The sequence below is a fragment of the Pedobacter mendelii genome (assembly GCF_014635725.1).
GTDB lineage: Bacteria > Bacteroidota > Bacteroidia > Sphingobacteriales > Sphingobacteriaceae > Pedobacter > Pedobacter mendelii.
This window is the reverse complement of the sequence record NZ_BMDJ01000008.1, coordinates 1-17,788: the sequence shown is the minus strand read 5'-3', so window position 1 is coordinate 17,788 and position 17,788 is coordinate 1. Positions and strand designations below refer to the sequence as shown.

18 protein-coding genes are annotated in these 17,788 nt (G+C 34.9%); 11 read left to right on the top strand and 7 right to left on the bottom strand.

The features are described 5' to 3' along the window. Nucleotides 1-133 precede the first annotated feature (133 nt). From IEV50_RS13655 to IEV50_RS13640, 4 genes are all read right to left on the bottom strand, one after another. Nucleotides 134-700, bottom strand: a complete 567-nt coding sequence (locus tag IEV50_RS13655; protein WP_188415609.1) for a MarC family protein — start codon at nucleotides 698-700, stop codon at nucleotides 134-136. 72 nt (nucleotides 701-772) lie between these two features. Then, nucleotides 773-2,104 carry a putative porin gene (locus tag IEV50_RS13650; protein WP_188415249.1) on the bottom strand — a complete coding sequence of 444 codons (1,332 nt, stop codon included), beginning with the start codon at nucleotides 2,102-2,104 and terminating at the stop codon, nucleotides 773-775. Nucleotides 2,105-2,188: 84 nt separating this feature from the next. Next, complete coding sequence (locus tag IEV50_RS13645) at nucleotides 2,189-3,664, bottom strand: amino acid permease (protein ID WP_188415247.1); 1,476 nt, start codon at nucleotides 3,662-3,664, stop codon at nucleotides 2,189-2,191. A 114-nt stretch (nucleotides 3,665-3,778) separates the two neighbouring features. Further along, the gene (locus IEV50_RS13640; protein WP_188415245.1) at nucleotides 3,779-6,025 is read right to left on the bottom strand and encodes a sodium-translocating pyrophosphatase; all 2,247 of its coding nucleotides are present in this window, start codon (nucleotides 6,023-6,025) and stop codon (nucleotides 3,779-3,781) included. A gap of 60 nt (nucleotides 6,026-6,085) precedes the next feature. Here IEV50_RS13640 and IEV50_RS13635 point away from each other — a divergent pair, with 60 nt between their 5' ends. The 9 genes from IEV50_RS13635 to IEV50_RS13595 all read left to right on the top strand — a co-directional run bounded on the left by IEV50_RS13635 (nucleotide 6,086) and on the right by IEV50_RS13595 (nucleotide 14,309). After that, on the top strand, nucleotides 6,086-6,238 hold the full coding sequence (locus tag IEV50_RS13635; protein WP_188415243.1) for a hypothetical protein: 153 nt from the start codon (nucleotides 6,086-6,088) through the stop codon (nucleotides 6,236-6,238). A 216-nt stretch (nucleotides 6,239-6,454) separates the two neighbouring features. Then, complete coding sequence (locus IEV50_RS13630; protein ID WP_188415241.1) at nucleotides 6,455-7,894, top strand: APC family permease; 1,440 nt, start codon at nucleotides 6,455-6,457, stop codon at nucleotides 7,892-7,894. Nucleotides 7,895-8,120: 226 nt separating this feature from the next. Continuing rightward, entirely contained in the window at nucleotides 8,121-8,654 is a 534-nt protein-coding gene (locus IEV50_RS13625; protein WP_188415239.1) for an NADPH-dependent FMN reductase, read from the top strand. A gap of 248 nt (nucleotides 8,655-8,902) precedes the next feature. Continuing rightward, entirely contained in the window at nucleotides 8,903-9,250 is a 348-nt protein-coding gene (locus IEV50_RS13620; protein WP_188415607.1) for a type II toxin-antitoxin system RelE/ParE family toxin, read from the top strand. Then, entirely contained in the window at nucleotides 9,234-9,536 is a 303-nt protein-coding gene (locus tag IEV50_RS13615) for a helix-turn-helix domain-containing protein (protein WP_188415237.1), read from the top strand. The genes IEV50_RS13620 and IEV50_RS13615 overlap by 17 nt, the downstream gene beginning before the upstream one ends. Before the next feature lie 240 nt (nucleotides 9,537-9,776). Continuing rightward, nucleotides 9,777-10,724 (top strand): tRNA modification radical SAM protein MnmL/YtqA, encoded by a 948-nt coding sequence (mnmL, locus tag IEV50_RS13610; RefSeq protein WP_188415235.1) that lies wholly within the window; start codon nucleotides 9,777-9,779, stop codon nucleotides 10,722-10,724. A 346-nt stretch (nucleotides 10,725-11,070) separates the two neighbouring features. Further along, a complete protein-coding gene (locus IEV50_RS13605; RefSeq protein WP_188415233.1) occupies nucleotides 11,071-12,468 on the top strand; it encodes an ammonium transporter in 1,398 nt (465 codons plus the stop codon). Nucleotides 12,469-12,506: 38 nt separating this feature from the next. Next, entirely contained in the window at nucleotides 12,507-13,523 is a 1,017-nt protein-coding gene (locus IEV50_RS13600) for a porin (protein WP_188415231.1), read from the top strand. A gap of 210 nt (nucleotides 13,524-13,733) precedes the next feature. Then, nucleotides 13,734-14,309 carry a DUF4468 domain-containing protein gene (locus IEV50_RS13595; RefSeq protein WP_188415228.1) on the top strand — a complete coding sequence of 192 codons (576 nt, stop codon included), beginning with the start codon at nucleotides 13,734-13,736 and terminating at the stop codon, nucleotides 14,307-14,309. A gap of 7 nt (nucleotides 14,310-14,316) precedes the next feature. Here the strand turns inward: IEV50_RS13595 and IEV50_RS13590 are convergent, their stop codons facing one another. Genes IEV50_RS13590 through IEV50_RS13580 form a run of 3 tightly spaced genes read right to left on the bottom strand, consistent with a single transcriptional unit; the run spans nucleotide 14,317 to nucleotide 15,866 of the window. Next, on the bottom strand, nucleotides 14,317-14,784 hold the full coding sequence (locus IEV50_RS13590) for an SRPBCC family protein (RefSeq protein ID WP_188415227.1): 468 nt from the start codon (nucleotides 14,782-14,784) through the stop codon (nucleotides 14,317-14,319). Nucleotides 14,785-14,815: 31 nt separating this feature from the next. Further along, entirely contained in the window at nucleotides 14,816-15,343 is a 528-nt protein-coding gene (locus IEV50_RS13585; protein ID WP_188415225.1) for a TlpA family protein disulfide reductase, read from the bottom strand. Nucleotides 15,344-15,392: 49 nt separating this feature from the next. Further along, the gene (locus IEV50_RS13580; RefSeq protein ID WP_188415223.1) at nucleotides 15,393-15,866 is read right to left on the bottom strand and encodes a ribonuclease H-like YkuK family protein; all 474 of its coding nucleotides are present in this window, start codon (nucleotides 15,864-15,866) and stop codon (nucleotides 15,393-15,395) included. A 219-nt stretch (nucleotides 15,867-16,085) separates the two neighbouring features. Between IEV50_RS13580 and IEV50_RS13575 the strand changes: the two genes are divergently transcribed. Together IEV50_RS13575 and IEV50_RS13570 are read left to right on the top strand one after the other, a co-directional pair. Beyond that, on the top strand, nucleotides 16,086-16,304 hold the full coding sequence (locus tag IEV50_RS13575) for a hypothetical protein (protein WP_188415221.1): 219 nt from the start codon (nucleotides 16,086-16,088) through the stop codon (nucleotides 16,302-16,304). A 27-nt stretch (nucleotides 16,305-16,331) separates the two neighbouring features. After that, on the top strand, nucleotides 16,332-17,660 hold the full coding sequence (locus IEV50_RS13570) for a DEAD/DEAH box helicase (RefSeq protein WP_308785478.1): 1,329 nt from the start codon (nucleotides 16,332-16,334) through the stop codon (nucleotides 17,658-17,660). The last annotated feature ends 128 nt before the right edge of the window (nucleotides 17,661-17,788 follow it).

The window sequence follows — 17,788 nt, the reverse complement described above, 5'->3', positions numbered from 1 at the left end:
GCTTCTATTAAAACAGCAATTGCCCCAATTAACAGGGTATATTGTTCAAAGCTGTTCATTCGCTTTATTATTTAGATAAATATAATGAAAATTGTTAAGGATAACTAATTTCAAACTTCAAAAAAAACGTTTCCTAAAGTCCGGTATTATTTCTGAATAGTTTGATGGCTATCGCCAATAATATTACGCCGAATGCTTTACGAAGTATATTTAGGCCAGATTTTCCAAAAAGTTTTTCGAGCCTGTTTGTATTTTTTAAAACGAAGTACACAAACAATATATTTAATAAAATACCAACAAGAATATTCTGAGTATGGTATTCGGTTTTTAACGAAAGTAATGTAGTCATTGTACCAGCGCCCGCTATTAATGGAAAAGCTAAAGGTACAATTGAAACCGTTTCGGGTGCTTCTTCTTTAAAAATGGTTAAGCCTAAAACCATTTCCATAGCAATAAAGAAAATTACAAATGAACCTGCTATTGCGAAAGATTCTACATCTAAACCAATTACTTTAAGTAAAGATTCACCAAGAAATAAAAATAGAATCATTAAACCTGCGGCAACCAGAGACGCTTTCTCAGACTCTATGTGGCCAGCTTTTCTTCGTAATTCGATTACTACAGGAATTGCACCCAAAATATCGATGATTGCAAATAGAACCATCGTTGTGGAAAGAATCTCACTTAGGTTAAATTTCATAAAATCGAGTTTCATAGGCTTACAATTTTAAGTAAAGGTATAGCAATTTGTTTTAAAACCTTATTAAATTAATTAGAAATAGAATTGGGTTCTTAAAGTGAAAACATTGTCTTTCCTGTCTGAAGTATATTCCGAAATTTGTGTCGATTCATTTTTGATAATATCATAGTACAAAACTGCTTTAAAATGCATATTAAAGTGATGTAAAAAACCAAAACCGAAAGTATCAAATCTAATATCAGCAGGCGATAAACCCGCATTTGATGAGATATCACTTCCTTTGACTTTGTTATTTGGGTCGTACCAATCGTACTTAAAAATTAGTTGATTGCTGGTGCTGTTTAAAGTTTGTACGAATGTGAAATAAGCTCCGTTAAAAGGTCTCGTGTAGTATGGCAATGCTATCGAATTATTATCTACCGGATAAGAACCTGGCGTTGTAGATGTTGTGGATGTTCCGGTTTGTAAACCCGAAATTACTTCTGCTCTTAATTCTGATTTCCAACTTTCGGTATTTGTTGCCAATTGAATGTCTGCTCCGTAATATCTTCTTGGCGCAATTTTATTAATTTTCATAGCCGATGAATCTTTTGCCATGTGCCATAAGTTATTGGTTTTTTCCATTTTATAACTTACTGGTAAACGGTGGTTTAAGCCTCCCTGTAAAGTACTAATTCCACCTGCAATAGAGAATTTTGAAAATTTATATGTTTTATGGCTTAATCTAAGAATAAAATCCTTGCTGTTGTCGAATTCTCCCGGACCGGCTAATCCTTGCCCATTATAAATTCCAAAATCTAATGAGATATTTTTTAATTTCGCATCTTTCCACCTCGGGTTTAAGGTAAATGTTACACCCAAATCGCGTTCGGTTTTCATTAAAATTTGCGACATTCTACCACGTTCAGGAGCTTCCCTTACGGATGAAGAAAGTTGTAACTCGTTTCCGAATGGTCGGCCGGATAAACCTAAAGTAACAGCCAAAATTTTCCATTCATTTTCATAATATCTGCCCCAAAAATCTCTAACAGCAACACCTTGTTCTGTGCCATCAAATTGAAGTACAAAATACGTTGAAGGTGCGCCGTCATCAGTTAGAAGCATATAATCCGCTCTCAATCGACCTCTTCGCAATCTAAAACGGTTATTTGTAAATTCACCAAAATTGCCTCCTTGATATTCTGCCTGTGTACCATTGGTTTGAGCAGCCTGAAATTGTGGTTGTAAATATCCACTAAACGATAATGAACCGTATTTTTTTGAAATAATTAATAAATGGTTTACTGTAGTCGAATCCATTACATCGTTAATTGTTCGCTGGGCAAAAGCTTGTGGTGAGGTAAGTAGCAAAACAATAACAATTGATAAGTAGTTGTGCTTAACAGATATTAATGAAAAATTCATGTATTAGTTTTTCCGCAAAGTTAAATTTTTAGGCATAAAAAAACCCCGATTTTATGTCGGGGCTTTAAAATATTATGAGATAAGTTATTTTGAATCCTTTAAATGAGAGTTCTTTTTGCTATATCCGAAGTAGATTATAAATCCAAGTGCTAACCAGCCAAATAGCCTTAACCAGTTGGTCCAGCCTAAACCGAGAATCATTAATCCGCAGGCAGCTACACCAAGAATAGGTATTAACGGTACCCACGGTGTTCTGAATTGACGTGGAAGATCCGGATCAGTTTTTCTTAGTATAATTACGGCTATACAAACTAGCATAAATGCGAATAAGGTACCAATACTAGTCATATCACCAACCACATCTCCAGGAATAAATGCGGCAAATAAACCTACAATTACCAAAATTACCAGGTTTGCTTTATAAGGTGTTTTAAATTTTGGGTGTAATTCACTAAACATTTTAGGCAATAAACCATCTTTACTCATTGAATAAAATACACGGCTCTGACCTAATAACATTACCAATATTACTGAAGAAAAACCTGCTAAAATTGCAACTGTAACTAATTTAGCTAACCAACTATAGCCGGTCATATATTCACTAATTGCAGCTACAACTGATGCTTCACCACCTTTTGTTCTGAAAAATTCTACAGGAGCAATGCCCGTTAATACGTGTGCAAATAAAATATAAAGAACTGTACACACAGCCAATGATCCTAAAATACCAATAGGCATTGCTGTTTTAGGGTTTTTTGTTTCTTGTGCCGCTGTACTCACCGCATCGAAGCCAATAAAAGCGAAGAATACCGTTCCTGCAGCCCCAATAACACCCCAAAACCCGCCAAAACTATGGCTAATTCCAGCATGATCTACATAGGTTGTTGCTTCAGGAATGTATGGATGATGATTAGCTTCGTGAATAAAGTTCCAACCCAGTACAATGATTAAAATTACAATAGCAACTTTAGTAATAACGATAACGCCATTTACAAAAGCCGATTCAGAAGTACCTTTAATTAAAAGTAAGCTTAATACACCTACAATAAATAATGCAGGTAAATTCATAATACCATTTACGGTTCCATCAGGATGCGATTGGAATGGTGAATGGCACCATTCATACGGTATGGGGGCAATATGTATTACTTCTACTAATAACTTATTTAGGTATTCGCTCCAGGCAATGCCTACAGTTGCAGCACCAACAGCATATTCGAGAACTAAATCCCAACCAATTACCCAAGCCATTAATTCGCCCATAGTTGCATAAGTGTATGTATATGCACTACCGGATATTGGAATAGATGAAGATAATTCAGCATAGCATAAACCTGCCAGAGCACAGCCTATTGCAGCTATTATAAATCCGATGGTAACTGAAGGACCTGCGTTTTGAGCTGCTGCTGCAGCAGTTCGAACAAATAGTCCGGCCCCAATAATTGCTCCTACACCCAGTGCTACTAATGCACCTGCGCTAAGTGTACGCTTTAAGCCTTTGCCTGAATCGCCTGCTTCTTCTAGCAATAGATGCATTGGCTTTTTAGTAAATAAACCCATATTATAGTTTTTGTTTAGATTAATTCAGTTCCAAACGTAATTAAAAATTACGGAAAAATAAAAGGGATTTTGGTTAAAAATCCCTTTTATGTTATTATAACTTAGTTTTTACAACTAACGTGCTAAAGTGTCTGTCTTATTTATTAAAGTATCAGTAATTATGTTTCCTAAACTATCAGTTTTTTGTTCAATTCTTATTTCTTTGCGAACTTCTTGCTTGTAATTACCTTCAACAGCCTTAACTGCTATGTATGGAGCAATAACTAATGAAACAATCGACATTAATTTAATTAAAATATTCATAGATGGGCCTGAAGTATCTTTAAAAGGATCACCAACAGTATCTCCAGTTACAGAAGCCTTGTGCGGTTCAGATTTTTTGTAGAACATTTCGCCATTAATCATTACGCCTTGTTCAAATGATTTTTTAGCATTATCCCATGCGCCACCTGCATTGCTTTGAAAAATTCCCATTAATACACCTGTAACCGTTACACCAGCTAATAATCCACCTAAAACTTCGGGTCCAAAAGTGAAACCGATTATAATTGGGGTAATTAAGGCAATTGCACCAGGCATCATCATCTCGCGGATTGATGCTTTTGTAGAAATGGCTACGCATTTATCGTATTCAGGTTTTGCTTTGTATTCCATGATTCCAGGAATTTCGCGAAACTGGCGACGAACTTCCTGTACCATATCCATCGCGGCTTTACCAACAGCTTGAATACACAATGCAGAAAATATAAAGGGTATCATTCCGCCAACAAATAAACCAGCTAAAACAGGTGCTTTGTAAATATCAATAGCCGTAATACCTGCAATACCAACAAAGGCTGCAAATAAAGCCAAAGAAGTTAATGCTGCCGAAGCAATGGCAAACCCTTTACCAGTTGCAGCGGTTGTGTTACCAACAGCGTCTAAATTATCCGTACGTTCACGAACTTCCGGAGGAAGCTGACTCATTTCTGCGATACCGCCTGCATTATCTGCAATAGGTCCAAAGGCATCAATAGCTAACTGCATTGCCGTAGTTGCCATCATGCCTGCAGCCGCAATTGCTACTCCATATAAACCTGCAAAGTGATAAGAAGCCATAATTCCGCCCGCTAAAACTAAAATTGGAATAACAGTAGATTTCATCCCAACTGATAAACCTGCTATAATATTTGTTGCATGGCCAGTTGAAGATTGTTGTATAATCGAATTAACAGGACCTTTACCCATTGCTGTAAAATATTCGGTTACAATACTCATAATTGTGCCTACAACTAAGCCAACAATAATGGCGTAGAAAACATTTATGCTAGAAAACTCGTAACCGCGTAGGCTTAAATTCTCTGGCAACATCCACTTTACGATAAAAAATGAAGATATGGCCGTAATTAAAATTGAAGACCAGTTTCCTAAATTCAGCGCTGTTTGCACGTTAGATTTTTCATCTTTAATGGTTACAAACCAAGTTCCTACGATAGAGAAGAGGATACCTAAACCACAAATTACCATTGGTAAAAGGATAGGAGACATGCCACCGAACTTGTCCTCAACCTTTATTTCCTGGCCTAAAACCATGGTGGCCAGTATTGTAGCTACGTATGATCCAAATAAATCGGCTCCCATTCCGGCAACATCGCCAACATTGTCGCCAACATTATCGGCAATTGTTGCCGGGTTACGCACATCATCTTCCGGAATGCCGGCTTCAACTTTTCCAACTAAATCGGCACCTACATCGGCAGCTTTAGTGTAAATACCACCACCAACACGAGCAAACAGCGCAATTGATTCAGCGCCCAAAGAAAATCCGGTTAAAACTTCTATAGCCGTTCTCATTTCGATACTGTTGGCACTTGTAACGTGAAATACCTGCAGGAAAACAATAAACAAACCACCTAAGCCTAAAACGGCTAAGCCCGCCACGCCTAATCCCATAACAGTTCCACCTGTAAAAGAAACTTTTAGTGCCTGTTTTAAACTGGTTCTGGCCGCTTGGGTAGTTCTAACATTTGCTTTTGTTGCGGCTTTCATGCCAATGTATCCTGCTGTTGCAGAAAATACAGCTCCAATAATAAAAGCGATAGAAATTATCCAGCTAGAATGCATCGGAACACCATTAATTTCGGTTATTGTACCAGAATAAGCTAATAGGGCTGCTGTGAAAACAGCAAAAATGCTCAATACTCTCCACTCTGCTTTCAAAAAAGCCATTGCGCCATCGGCAATATAGCCGGCGAGTTCCTGCATGTTTGCATCACCTGCATCTTGCTTGCTTATCCAGGCGCTTTTAAATAGCATTACAATAATTCCAATAAGTCCTAAAGCCGGAACAGCATAAATTAAATTGTTTTGTAAAAAATCCATAGTTGATATTTGGTTTTGATTTTTTGAACCAATGTTTGCCAGCTCATAATATTAATAAGTATGGTTAATACTTATTTTGCAAACATTGAATTATTTAGTTTTGGTTATTTATTTAGCAATATAATAATTTTATTTTCAGATGATGAAATAATTAAAAGTATAGAATTAGAGATTTTAGGAATGATAGAAGAAGAGATTGATAGAATGAGTTAATGTTGGTTGGTGTTTAAAAACTATTAAAAACGTCGTCTTCAACGCTTATGCGGGTAACTTAATATTATGATTGCTATATACCTTGAGATTCCCAATCAAGTTGGGAACGACGTTGAACTGCTCTCTCTAATTAAAATAATACAATTTAACTCACCTCTGAATTGGATTTTTTAAATAAATTAGCCGTAACTAAACCTAAAAACCAAACAAAAAAAAATGGAAAAATTTGAAGAAAAGGAACCTGTTAAAAAGAAACTCGGTCTTTTTGATGGCATAATGCTGGTAATGGGTTCAATGATTGGTAGCGGTATTTTTATTGTAAGTGCCGATATTATGAGGAATTTAGGTTCTGGCTATTGGCTAATTGTTGTTTGGTTAATAACCGGAGTAATGACAGTTGCAGCCGCAATTTCTTACGGAGAACTTTCTTCTATGTTTCCAAAAGCGGGTGGGCAATACACTTATCTGAAAGAGATTTTTGGTAAAATGATGGGTTTCCTGTATGGTTGGGGATTATTTACTGTAATCCAAACGGGTACTATTGCCGCTGTAGCTGTTGCCTTTGGGAAATTTACGGCCTATTTAATTCCGGCTCTTAATGATGCGGCACCTATATTTCAAAGTGGCGGCTACAAAATTACCTGGATCCAGATTATGGCTATTGGTGTTATCGTGCTCTTAACTTATATTAATACAAAAGGTGTAGAAAGTGGTAAAGTATTACAGAATGTATTTACAGGTTCTAAAATTATAGCCCTTATTGGTTTAATTATTTTAGGCTTTTTTTTAGTTAAAAGTAGTTTCTGGTCGGAGAATATGGGTTTTGGATGGAGTGCTTTTAATAATCTGAAAACAGATTTAAGCGGTAACTTAACAAAATCTGGATGGGAATCTATATCCGGAATGACCATAATGGGCGGGATTGCAGCTGCAATGGTTGGTTCTGTATTTTCGAGCGTGGCATGGGAAAATGTAACATTCATTTCCGGAGAAATTGAAAACCCTAAAAAGAATGTGGTGCGTTCTATGGTTTTGGGTACTTCGGCAGTAATGATTTTGTATTTATTGGTTAATTTTATTTACCTAAACACCTTAGGAAGAGATGCGATAGCTTTTGCTCCGAATGATAGAGTTGCGGTAGTGGCTTCAGAACAAATATTTGGTAGCGGTATCGGGACTATTGTGATGGCTATTTTGGTGATGGTTTCTACTTTTGGTTGCGTAAACGGATTGGTAATGGCAGGTGCAAGGGTTTTTCAAACCATGGCTAAAGATGGCATGTTTTTTAAAGCTGCCCTTCAGAATAATAAAAATGGCGTTCCAGAAAAATCACTCTGGATGCAAGGCATTTGGGCTTCGGTTTTGTGTTTAAGCGGGCAATATGGTAATCTTTTAGATATGATTTCTTTTGTAATTGTACTGTTTTATATGATTACTGTTTTTGGTGTTATTTATTTAAGGTTAAAAAAGCCAAGTTTAGAAAGACCATACAAAACCTGGCTGTATCCAATTACACCTATAATTTACTTATTAATCGGTGCTGCATTCTGTATTTTGCTGCTTATGTATAAACAACAATACACCTGGCCTGGGCTTATTATTGTTTTGCTGGGTGTTCCGGTTTACTTTTTTATTAATAGGGAAAGTAAAGCTTAAGGATTGTGCTGTTGCAAATCGTAATATTTATTAAAGGTTAAATCAATTATTTTATATCAAAGTTGATAACTGGAAATTTTAATTTATGGGAAAACGGAAGAAAAGAGGTTTTGGTATGGATCAGAGGCTGAACGAATTGGATTAATACAGAACTTAAACGTTTAGGTTGCGCTAAGCAGTTAATTAGCTGTAAGCGTAACAGACCTTCACTTACAGATTGAAATCAATGATAGAAAAGAAAAATATTTTTGTAATTATTGGAAGTGCAAGTAAGAACTCTGCAAACGAAAAACTTGTAAACAATTTAGCCGTTTTGACAAAAGACATTTTTAATTTGACAGTTTTTAATGACTTGAAAACACTTCCCCATTTTGACCCAGAACTTTCGACAGACAATCCGCCAACAGAAATAATAGAATTTAGAAAAAAAATACAACTTTCAGACGGAATAATAATTTGTACACCCGAATATGTTTTTAGTATTCCAAGTGGACTGAAAAACGCAATTGAATGGTGTGTTGTTACGACTGTTTTCTCTGACAAACCAATCGGACTAATAACAGCTTCTGCAAGTGGGCAAAAAGGACATGAAGAATTACAGTTGATTATGAAAACTGTAATGACTAAATTCACAAACGACACAACATTATTAATACAAGGAATTAAAGGTAAAATAAGCGAACAAGGACAAATTACGGACGGCACAGTAAAACAAAACTTTATGAAATTTATAGATGCATTTAAAAACATATTAAACTGAACAAATACGCCTGCAGGTAACAGCAAATTTGTATAAAAATGGCTGACGGTGGTTTACGTTAATTATTTAGTTCAGTGCGCTGCGACAATGTTTCTGCAAGCAATGCCAATGCCATTCCTACAAAAATTTTCAAAAAATTAGTAGTAATTTTAATTGCCGACAATAAAAACCACAAAAAAAATCTTCAAAATCCATTCTGTATTTGTTCCATTATTCGTTAACTTTTTTGGGGGAAAACAAGCAGAGAAATTGTTTTTTATAAAGAATACTTTAACGACTTTTTTGAAACCTTGACTGATAAAGTAAAGGACAAAATTGACGAGGTACTTTTTATGATGACTATTCTTGAACGTGTCCCGAACAAGTTTTTCAAAAGTATTGAAGGTGTAAAAGGACTTTTTGAAATTCGGATTGAATATGAAAGTAATATTTACAGAATATTTTGCTGTTTTGACAAAGGTAATTTAGTTGTATTGTTTAATGGATTTCAGAAGAAAACGCAAAAGACGCCAACCAAAGTTTTGAAAAAGGCAGAGAAAATAATGGAAGAATATTTTTACGAACAAAAAGAGCAGGAAAATGGAAACAAAAAATAAAAATATCGCAACTTTTGCCGAACATCTTGATAAGAGGTACGGAAAAATGGGTACTGAAAGTAGAACTACTTTTGAAATTAAAGCAAAATCTTTTGCTATTGGTGAATTAATTAAAGCGGAAAGAAAATTAGCGCATTTGACACAAGAGCAACTTGCTGATAAAATTGGCGCTAAAAAAAGTTTTATTTCAAGAATAGAAAACGGACATAGTGATATTCAACTTTCTACACTTTACAAATTGATTGAATTTGGACTTGGACGAAAAATAAACTTTACAATTCAATAAAAAACCATCGCTCTGTTTTAGCTAATTTACTTTTTTGCAGGAAACGAAAATTTCCTAAATCCGACATTGCGGATACCGGCCTCGAGCCTAAGGCCTGCAGGCGTATGAGCAAATGGCGGGAATAACGCTTAATTGAAATGCTGAATTTGCTTTTCTAATAATATATAGCGTTTGTAACCTGTATATAAGTCTTTGCGCTCGATGCCCAAATCTTGATAGTATTGTGTATTTTTGCAGCCAATGGGAACACAGGTTGATTTAGGTATAAAAGGATATAAGAATTACGGTACGCATTTGCGTGAAAAATACAATGGGCAAAGGGTTTTTAAAACGATTGTTGATGGTGGCTTTACCTGCCCAAATCGCGATGGGAGTAAAGGTTATGGCGGTTGTACTTATTGTAATGTAGATTCTTTTACGCCAGAAATTTCCCGTAAAATGCCTACCATCCGCGAGCAGCTGGAGAAAGGAATGGAGCGCGGTAAAAATTTTTACAAGGCAGATAAGTTCATTGTTTATTTTCAGCCGAATACCAATACTTATGCGCCGGTGCATTATTTAAAGATGATGTACGATGAAGCGCTTGCTGTTAATCCTGAAGATGTGGTTGGTTTTTCGGTGGGTACGCGGCCAGATTGTATTGATGCCGAGAAGGTTGCTTTGCTTGAAAGTTATACAGATAGATACGATGTGGATTTGGAAATGGGGATGGAGTCTATTTATGATGAAACCTTAAATCAGATTAACAGAGGCTGCAGCCACGGTGAATTTGTAGAAGCTGTTAAGCTTTTAGAAAATAGCAAGTTAGACTTATGTGTGCATACCATTTTTGGTTTCCCCTGGGAAACTAAGGAAATGATGTTGGGTTATATTCATGAGATTAATCGTTTCCCACAAATCAAATTCGTTAAATTTCATCATTTACATATCGTAGAAGGTTCTATAATGGGGGCTAAGTACAAAAAAGAACCATTTAAGCTTTTTACTTTAGAGGAATACACAGATTTACTTTGCGAACTGATTCCATTGTTACGTCCGGATGTTGTAATTCAGAGACTTTTTGGTATTTCGGATTGGGATTTACTAATTGCGCCAAATTGGGGTTTAAATAAATCATCAATTCAAACTTATATAGATAAAGAAATCGAAAAACGAGGGGTGATTCAAGGTTCGTTGTATTTAAGCTAAAAACATAAAAATATTTAATTTTTTTTGAAAAATCCATGAAATTTCATAGATTTTTTATTTTTTGTATCTCTTTTTAAGATAATTTTTTATAAATTATAGATAAAATTGTATAATTCTTAATTAAAACTTAATTTTCTTTTTGATAAAAACACACTTAATTATGGTGTGTTTTTTTTATTAATTATATTTTTTGTATTTTTTTTTGGCATATTTTACAAAAATATATTGATTTTATTAAAATATTTCTATTTAATAGTGTAAAAACTACAATATGTTGTATTTTTATCAAAATAAAATCAGAGAAATCAAACTATTTAATCAACCAAACAAACTAATCTTAAAAACTATGGGTAAATTTTCCTTAAAACAAGTTGCTCCATTTCTGGTGCTGGCAATTGTTGCGATAGCTGCCATTTTTGTTCCCGCTTTACCAAATTATGATGTGGGTAAGTACAATGCTGCTGATGTTGCTTGGGTAATTGTTGCAACAGCGCTAGTATTTTTAATGACACCAGGTCTTGCCTTCTTTTACGGCGGTATGGTACATAGAAAAAATGTACTCTCTACAATGATTAAAAGCGTTGTAGCAGCAGGTGTAGTATCTGTACTATGGGTAGTAGTAGGGTTTAGCCTTGCATTTGGTAAAGATATTGGTGGTTTTATTGGAGATCCTTCTACGTTCTTTTTCTTTAAAGGTGTAAATTCAGGAGAGCCATGGAGCCTTGCGCCTACTATTCCTTTAACCCTATTTGCATTATTTCAATTAATGTTCGCCATTATCACCCCTGGGCTAGTTGTAGGCGCTGTGGCAGAACGTATACGTTTTACATCGTACATTTTATTTACTGTTCTTTTTGGCTTATTGGTTTATGCGCCATTAGCACACATGACCTGGAGTCCTGATGGTTTACTAATGAAAATGGGGGTATTTGATTTTGCTGGTGGTACTGTTGTACACATTTCGGCAGGTATGGCTGCTTTGGCCGGTGCTCTTGTTCTGAAACGTAGAAAAGCACATTTGGATCATAAAGAAATTCCTCCAGCAAACATTCCTTATGTATTAATTGGTACAGGTTTATTATGGTTTGGTTGGTTCGGTTTTAATGCCGGTTCAGCATTAGGAGCAGGTTCTTTAGCTGTTTCAGCATTTGCTACCACAAATGTTGCAGCTGGTGCAGCAGGTTTATCGTGGATGTTTTTTGATGTACTTCGTGGTAAAAAACCTTCGGTATTGGGTTTTTGTATCGGTGCTGTTGTTGGCCTTGTTGCCATAACGCCAGGTGCTGGTTATGTAGCCATTCCTCAAAGTATTTTTATTGGAGCTTTTGCAGCAATTTGTTCGAATCTTGTTGTTTATGGCAAATCTAAAACTACTATTGATGATACTTTAGATGTATTCCCTTGTCACGGTGTTGGTGGTATTGTTGGTATGATTTTAACAGGTGTTTTTGCAACCAAAACGGTAAACTCGGCGGGTGTTGATGGTTTGTTATATGGTAACCCGGCATTCTTTTTTACTCAGTTAAAAGGTGTGTTAATTGTAGTGATTTTCAGTTTTGTTGTCTCATTCATTATTTTCAAATTCATTAATTTAATTCAACCAATTCGTGTATCTGATGAGGAAGAAGAAATGGGTCTTGATGCGTCACAACATAATGAAAAATATAGCCAAGGCACATTGTTAGTTGATGAAAAATCCGAGTACATTGCAAAAAATAATCCTATAACCGAATCCATATCTTAAAGATTTAAATATTATCTAAACCCCAACAAAGCTCAAACATGAAGAAATTTTTAACTGCTATATTTAGTGTAGCAAGCACTACGTGTGCGCTGGCGCAAGAGGCTCCAACATCGCCACTCGAATTTTCGGGTTCGGTTGATACTTATTATAAATATGATTTTGCAAAAAAATCTAATATTCCAACTTCCTTTGCTTCCGATCATAATTCGGTTTCATTAGGGATGCTAGATTTAGTATTGAAGAAAAAGACTGGTAAAGCATCATTCGTAGGTGAGATTTCTTTTGGTCCACGCGGTCAAACTCAATCCATTCCTGATGCAGCTAATGATGGCTCTTCATTCCATATTCAAAATTTATATGTTAATTATGATTTTTCTGATAAGTTTTCAATGACTGCAGGTTATATGGGTACTTTTATAGGTTATGAAGTAATTTCTCCGGTTGGAAATTTTAACTACTCAACTTCTTATTTATTTACCAATGGTCCTTTCCAAAATGCAGGTATTAAGGCAACCTATAAGTTCTCTGATAAAGTTAGTTTAATGGCTGGTTTATTCAACGATTGGAATCTTTATAGCGCAACAAGGGGTGTATCAAGCATTGGCGGACAACTTATGGTTTCTCCGGTGGAAGGATGGACAGCTTATTTAAATGTTTTATCAGGTGCTGATCCGACAGGTTACGGAACAATAGAAGATTTAACAACATCATACCAAATAACTAAAGCATTTAAATTGGGTTTAAATGCGGCTAATTATGATAAGGCTGATGATGCAGGTGGTTACGCTGGCGTTGCTTTGTATCCTCAAGTTGCTGTTGCTGATGCTGTTACTTTAGGCTTAAGAGGTGAATATTTTAAAATTAAAGACGTTGGTACAACTCAAGGCACATCATATACAGGTTTAACATTTACTGCGAATATTAAATCTGGCGGTTTAACTTTCATTCCGGAGGTTAGATTAGACCATAATGGTGATAAACCCTTTGCTAATAAAACGGGAGGTGCTGCACCAAATGCAGGTCAGTTCTCTTTAGCAGCTGTTTATGCTTTTTAATAAATAGTATTTTTTTTTAAATCAGCCTCCGGTTTCTAGCCGGAGGCTTTTTATTATCTTTATGTTTTAATTTTTTGAAGTTTTTGCTTCAATTTTTTTGCCACAGATTCATACATTAAAAAAGTATTTTTGAAAATCTGTGAATCTGTGGCTATTATTGTGCTACTATCTCTGAGGTTTTGCCTCTTAGATATTTTATTATTTACCAATATGAAATACACCTTAATTTTATTACTAGCAATCTCCTCTTTAAAAGTTGCAGCACAGCAAAAGCAATTCTCTTTAGATGATAGCGGTAAGTTTATTTACTATGAAGTTGTAGATGTAAAAACAACCACAAAAGATAGTTTAATTTTAAGGGCAAATTCTTTTCTAAATCTTTACAAAAAGACTGTAATAAAAAAAAGTTCTACTGATACATCAATTATTGCCAGGGGCACGATGATTATCGATAAAACGATTCTTGTTGCAGGTCATCCAAGTGGAGAGGTTAACTACAATTTAATGTTTGAAGCTCGCGACAAGAAATACAGATTCTGGTTTACTGATTTTGAATATATCCCTTACCAGAGAGATCGGTATGGAAATTATGTTGCGACTACGAAAATTGCAACACCTTTAGAAAAAACACCAGGTAAACTTAGTGCGGGCGAATGGAAAGATGTTGTTGAAAGTGCTTATGCGAAAACAACTAAACTTGCAGAAAACTTTAAGAAAATACTTTCAACCAATCTAACTGAAAAGTCAAAGAAAAAGACAGAAACAATTTCTACTAAAAAGTGGTAGTTAAGGATTAAATTTTGCCAAATAATTCTTCTACTTTCTTGTATCTGAAATTAAAAATTCCGTTTATTTTATTATTTACTACAATCGCATTTGCAATAGAACCAATTGGTCCCCAACCAATGGCGTAGTGCAAAATATCATGCATTAACACGCCGCCTTCTACAGCTTCGAAATGATGGTTGTGATGCCAAAATGCAAAAGGACCAAATCGCTGCTCATCGATAAAATATTCTTTATCTTTAACATGCGTTATTTCTGTCATCCAGTTTAATTTAATACCCAGCAAAGGCGAAACTTTGTAAGTAATAATCATCCCCGTGTACATTTTTGTGTCTTTTTGTATCGGCGATGTAACATCAAAAGTCATATCTTTTGGTGTTATTTCAGAAAGGTTAAGTGGTGATGAAAAGAAATCCCAGGCGGTATCTAAAGAAACAGGGATTTTTTGCGAAAATTCTAGTCTGTAAGTTTTCAAGTTATAGTTTTATATTCAAACACCAAACATGTTATTTTGTTATTTTTTGGGATAATTTATTGTCAATCAATTTAACTAGAGATTGAAATTCTTTTTCCTCGTAACCAATTGATTGATAAATAATTTTACCATTTTCATCGATTAAGATGTTTCTTGGTATAGATTGCTTAGCAAATTTGCTAAATACATCTCTTTTTAAATCGGGTAATATTTGGAAAGTAAATCCTTTTTTTGCTTTATAGGGAATCAATTTATCCCAGCCTTCTTCACGACCAAATACAAAAAATGCGAAATTTTTATTGTCTTTATGCTTATCCCAAATATCTTTTTGAACTAATGGCAACTCGATATTGCATGGCGGGCACCAGGTTGCAAATAAGTTAATCAATATAAGCTTGCCTTTGTAATCTGATATATTAACGGACTTTCCTGTTTCTATTTCGAAATTGAATTTAGGCAATTCATCACCAACTTTTGTGTAGGTATCCTTGTCTTCACTTTGTGCGAAAACCGAAACGGAAATTATTAAGACAAAAACAGAAAGGAATATCTTTTTCATAGTATTGAATTATGAATTAAAGATACTCCTATTAAGTTTAATTTCAAACCTAATGCACCATTTTATCGGCACAGGTAGAGCTTGCAAAAGCTTCGGGTTTCGCTTTAAAAATAAAGCCCATGCTTAAAATGTAGCCCATCGCATCGTTTAATGCCTTGTTTGATTTAAATGAAGGATTGGTATTTATATCGGCATGTACCTCTAGCGCAACATCATAAATATCAAGTAAATCGCAAATAGAGTATGCAGTTTCAATAGATTTTTGAACTTCCATTAACATACGTTCCTTTATGCTTACTTGTTGCGATGACTTTTCCTGGTGGATATACATAAAGCCACCATGATGCTCTCTAAGCAAAACTATTACTGTTGCAAAATCGGTGATTAGGCCTTTAACTTGCGAATCTGTACCAATACAAACCTTAAGTTTATAGCCCTTTTCTGTTTCTCTAATAATTGCCAATTCTACTTCTTCTAAAATAGAAGATTGTATTACTTCTCCACTAAATTTTTTCCATGTCATACATTGTTGTTTTTTGAGGTTAACAAATGGTAATCAGGTTTTTATAAAAATAAGCGCTATAAATTAAATTCGTGTTAAGCTGAGGTTGTTTATTTGCTAACAAAAGTTTAGTTATCAACAAGTTAGTTCCTTTTTGTTAGTTATTTTTAATATTTTTTGCAACAAATCTTGTTTATTAAACGTTACATTTATCTATTAGTTAATCAAATCCCTTAAGTTATGAAAGCAGAATTAATACAGGAACTTCAATTGCTGCAACAGAGCAGAGCTAATAAATTTGCCGATGAACTGGCTGATAGAATTATATCATCAGTTGATGCTGTTAATGAGAAAGTTACAAATTCTATGTCGCAAAGAGGCAAAATGCTTTTTTTATTAGAAAAAAAACTTAACTTTTCTGCATTGAAAAGATTAAAGGGTAAATATTTAAAATTCTAATAATTTTTTTACAGAGTTTGCAACAATTTGAAATGCTTACCTTTGGGCGTAATGATAGAAAATGCGCTTAAAAAATTAAATATTACGGCACTTAATGATATGCAAAATGCATCCATTAAGGAAATTAAAGCAGGTAAAGATGTCGTACTGATTGCACCAACAGGTTCGGGTAAAACGCTTGCTTTTTTATTGCCATTATTAACTGGTTTGAAAGTCGATTATAACGGCATACAGGCGTTAATTCTTGTCCCCTCCAGAGAATTGGCCTTGCAAATAGAACAGGTTTTTAAGCAGATGGGTTCGTCTTTTAAAGTAAACTGTTGTTACGGTGGTCATGCTGTACGAATTGAAAAAAACAACCTGGCGCATCCCCCAGCAGTTTTAATCGGTACGCCTGGCCGCATCGCCTATCATTTAGAACGCCACAATTTTGATGAATCCTTTATTGAAACTTTGATTTTAGATGAGTTTGATAAATCCCTTGAATTTGGTTTTGAGCAGGATATGTCCTACATTATCGGCACTTTGTTATCGCTAAAGCAAAGGGTTTTAACCTCAGCAACAAAAATGGAGGGTATTCCACCTTTTGTTAAATTAAAAAATCATGCTGAAATAGATTTCTCAAAAGATTTACAGGTAAAACCAGATTTAAAACTTAAAAAAGTAATTGCACCTGCGGCTGATAAATTGGATGTTTTATTTAAGCTATTAAGTAAAATAGGTGGTGCTAACACCCTGGTTTTTTGTAATCACCGGGAAACAGTAGATAGAATAAGCGACTTACTTTTTGAACATGACTTAGGCCATGATGTTTTTCATGGAGGGATGGAGCAGGCAGACAGAGAAAAATCACTTTTAAAATTTAGGAATGGTAGTCATAAAATATTAATCACAACAGATTTAGCTGCCCGTGGATTGGATATTCCGGAGGTAGAAAATATCGTACATTATCAATTGCCTTACACCGAAGATGCGTACATTCATCGAAACGGAAGAACCGCACGTATGAATGCCAAAGGTACTGCTTATGCAATTTTAACAGAAGAAGAGCATTATAAATATCTGCCCGAAAATATTGAGTTAGAGCAGTTAGGCGATAAATATAAATTACCTGAGGCCAGTGATTGGGTGACTTTATACATCGCAAATGGAAAAAAAGATAAAATTAACAAAATCGATATTGTTGGATTATTTTTGCAAAAAGGTGGTTTACTAAAAGAAGATTTAGGCTTAATTGAAGTTAAAGATACAACTAGTTATGTTGCTGTTAAAAGAAAAGTTGTAGAAAAGCTTTTGAACGCGTTAAGTGGAGAAAAAATAAAAGGGAAAAAATTGAAACTTGAGGTAGCTAGTTAGGCGTTCATTGGTTCATTGGTTCATTGGTTCATTGGTTCATTGGTTCATTGGTTCATTGGTTCATTGGTTCATTGGTTCATTGGTTCATTGGTTCATTGGTTCATTGGTTCATTGGTTCATTGGTTCAT

Coding starts and splice junctions, on each gene's coding strand:
- IEV50_RS13655 (WP_188415609.1), bottom strand. CDS start 700: ATGAAATTTAACCTAAGTGAGATTCTTTCCACAACGATGGTTCTATTT.
- IEV50_RS13650 (WP_188415249.1), bottom strand. CDS start 2,104: ATGAATTTTTCATTAATATCTGTTAAGCACAACTACTTATCAATTGTT.
- IEV50_RS13645 (WP_188415247.1), bottom strand. CDS start 3,664: ATGGGTTTATTTACTAAAAAGCCAATGCATCTATTGCTAGAAGAAGCA.
- IEV50_RS13640 (WP_188415245.1), bottom strand. CDS start 6,025: ATGGATTTTTTACAAAACAATTTAATTTATGCTGTTCCGGCTTTAGGA.
- IEV50_RS13635 (WP_188415243.1), top strand. CDS start 6,086: ATGGTTAATACTTATTTTGCAAACATTGAATTATTTAGTTTTGGTTAT.
- IEV50_RS13630 (WP_188415241.1), top strand. CDS start 6,455: ATGGAAAAATTTGAAGAAAAGGAACCTGTTAAAAAGAAACTCGGTCTT.
- IEV50_RS13625 (WP_188415239.1), top strand. CDS start 8,121: ATGATAGAAAAGAAAAATATTTTTGTAATTATTGGAAGTGCAAGTAAG.
- IEV50_RS13615 (WP_188415237.1), top strand. CDS start 9,234: ATGGAAACAAAAAATAAAAATATCGCAACTTTTGCCGAACATCTTGAT.
- mnmL (WP_188415235.1), top strand. CDS start 9,777: ATGGGAACACAGGTTGATTTAGGTATAAAAGGATATAAGAATTACGGT.
- IEV50_RS13605 (WP_188415233.1), top strand. CDS start 11,071: ATGGGTAAATTTTCCTTAAAACAAGTTGCTCCATTTCTGGTGCTGGCA.
- IEV50_RS13600 (WP_188415231.1), top strand. CDS start 12,507: ATGAAGAAATTTTTAACTGCTATATTTAGTGTAGCAAGCACTACGTGT.
- IEV50_RS13595 (WP_188415228.1), top strand. CDS start 13,734: ATGAAATACACCTTAATTTTATTACTAGCAATCTCCTCTTTAAAAGTT.
- IEV50_RS13585 (WP_188415225.1), bottom strand. CDS start 15,343: ATGAAAAAGATATTCCTTTCTGTTTTTGTCTTAATAATTTCCGTTTCG.
- IEV50_RS13580 (WP_188415223.1), bottom strand. CDS start 15,866: ATGACATGGAAAAAATTTAGTGGAGAAGTAATACAATCTTCTATTTTA.
- IEV50_RS13575 (WP_188415221.1), top strand. CDS start 16,086: ATGAAAGCAGAATTAATACAGGAACTTCAATTGCTGCAACAGAGCAGA.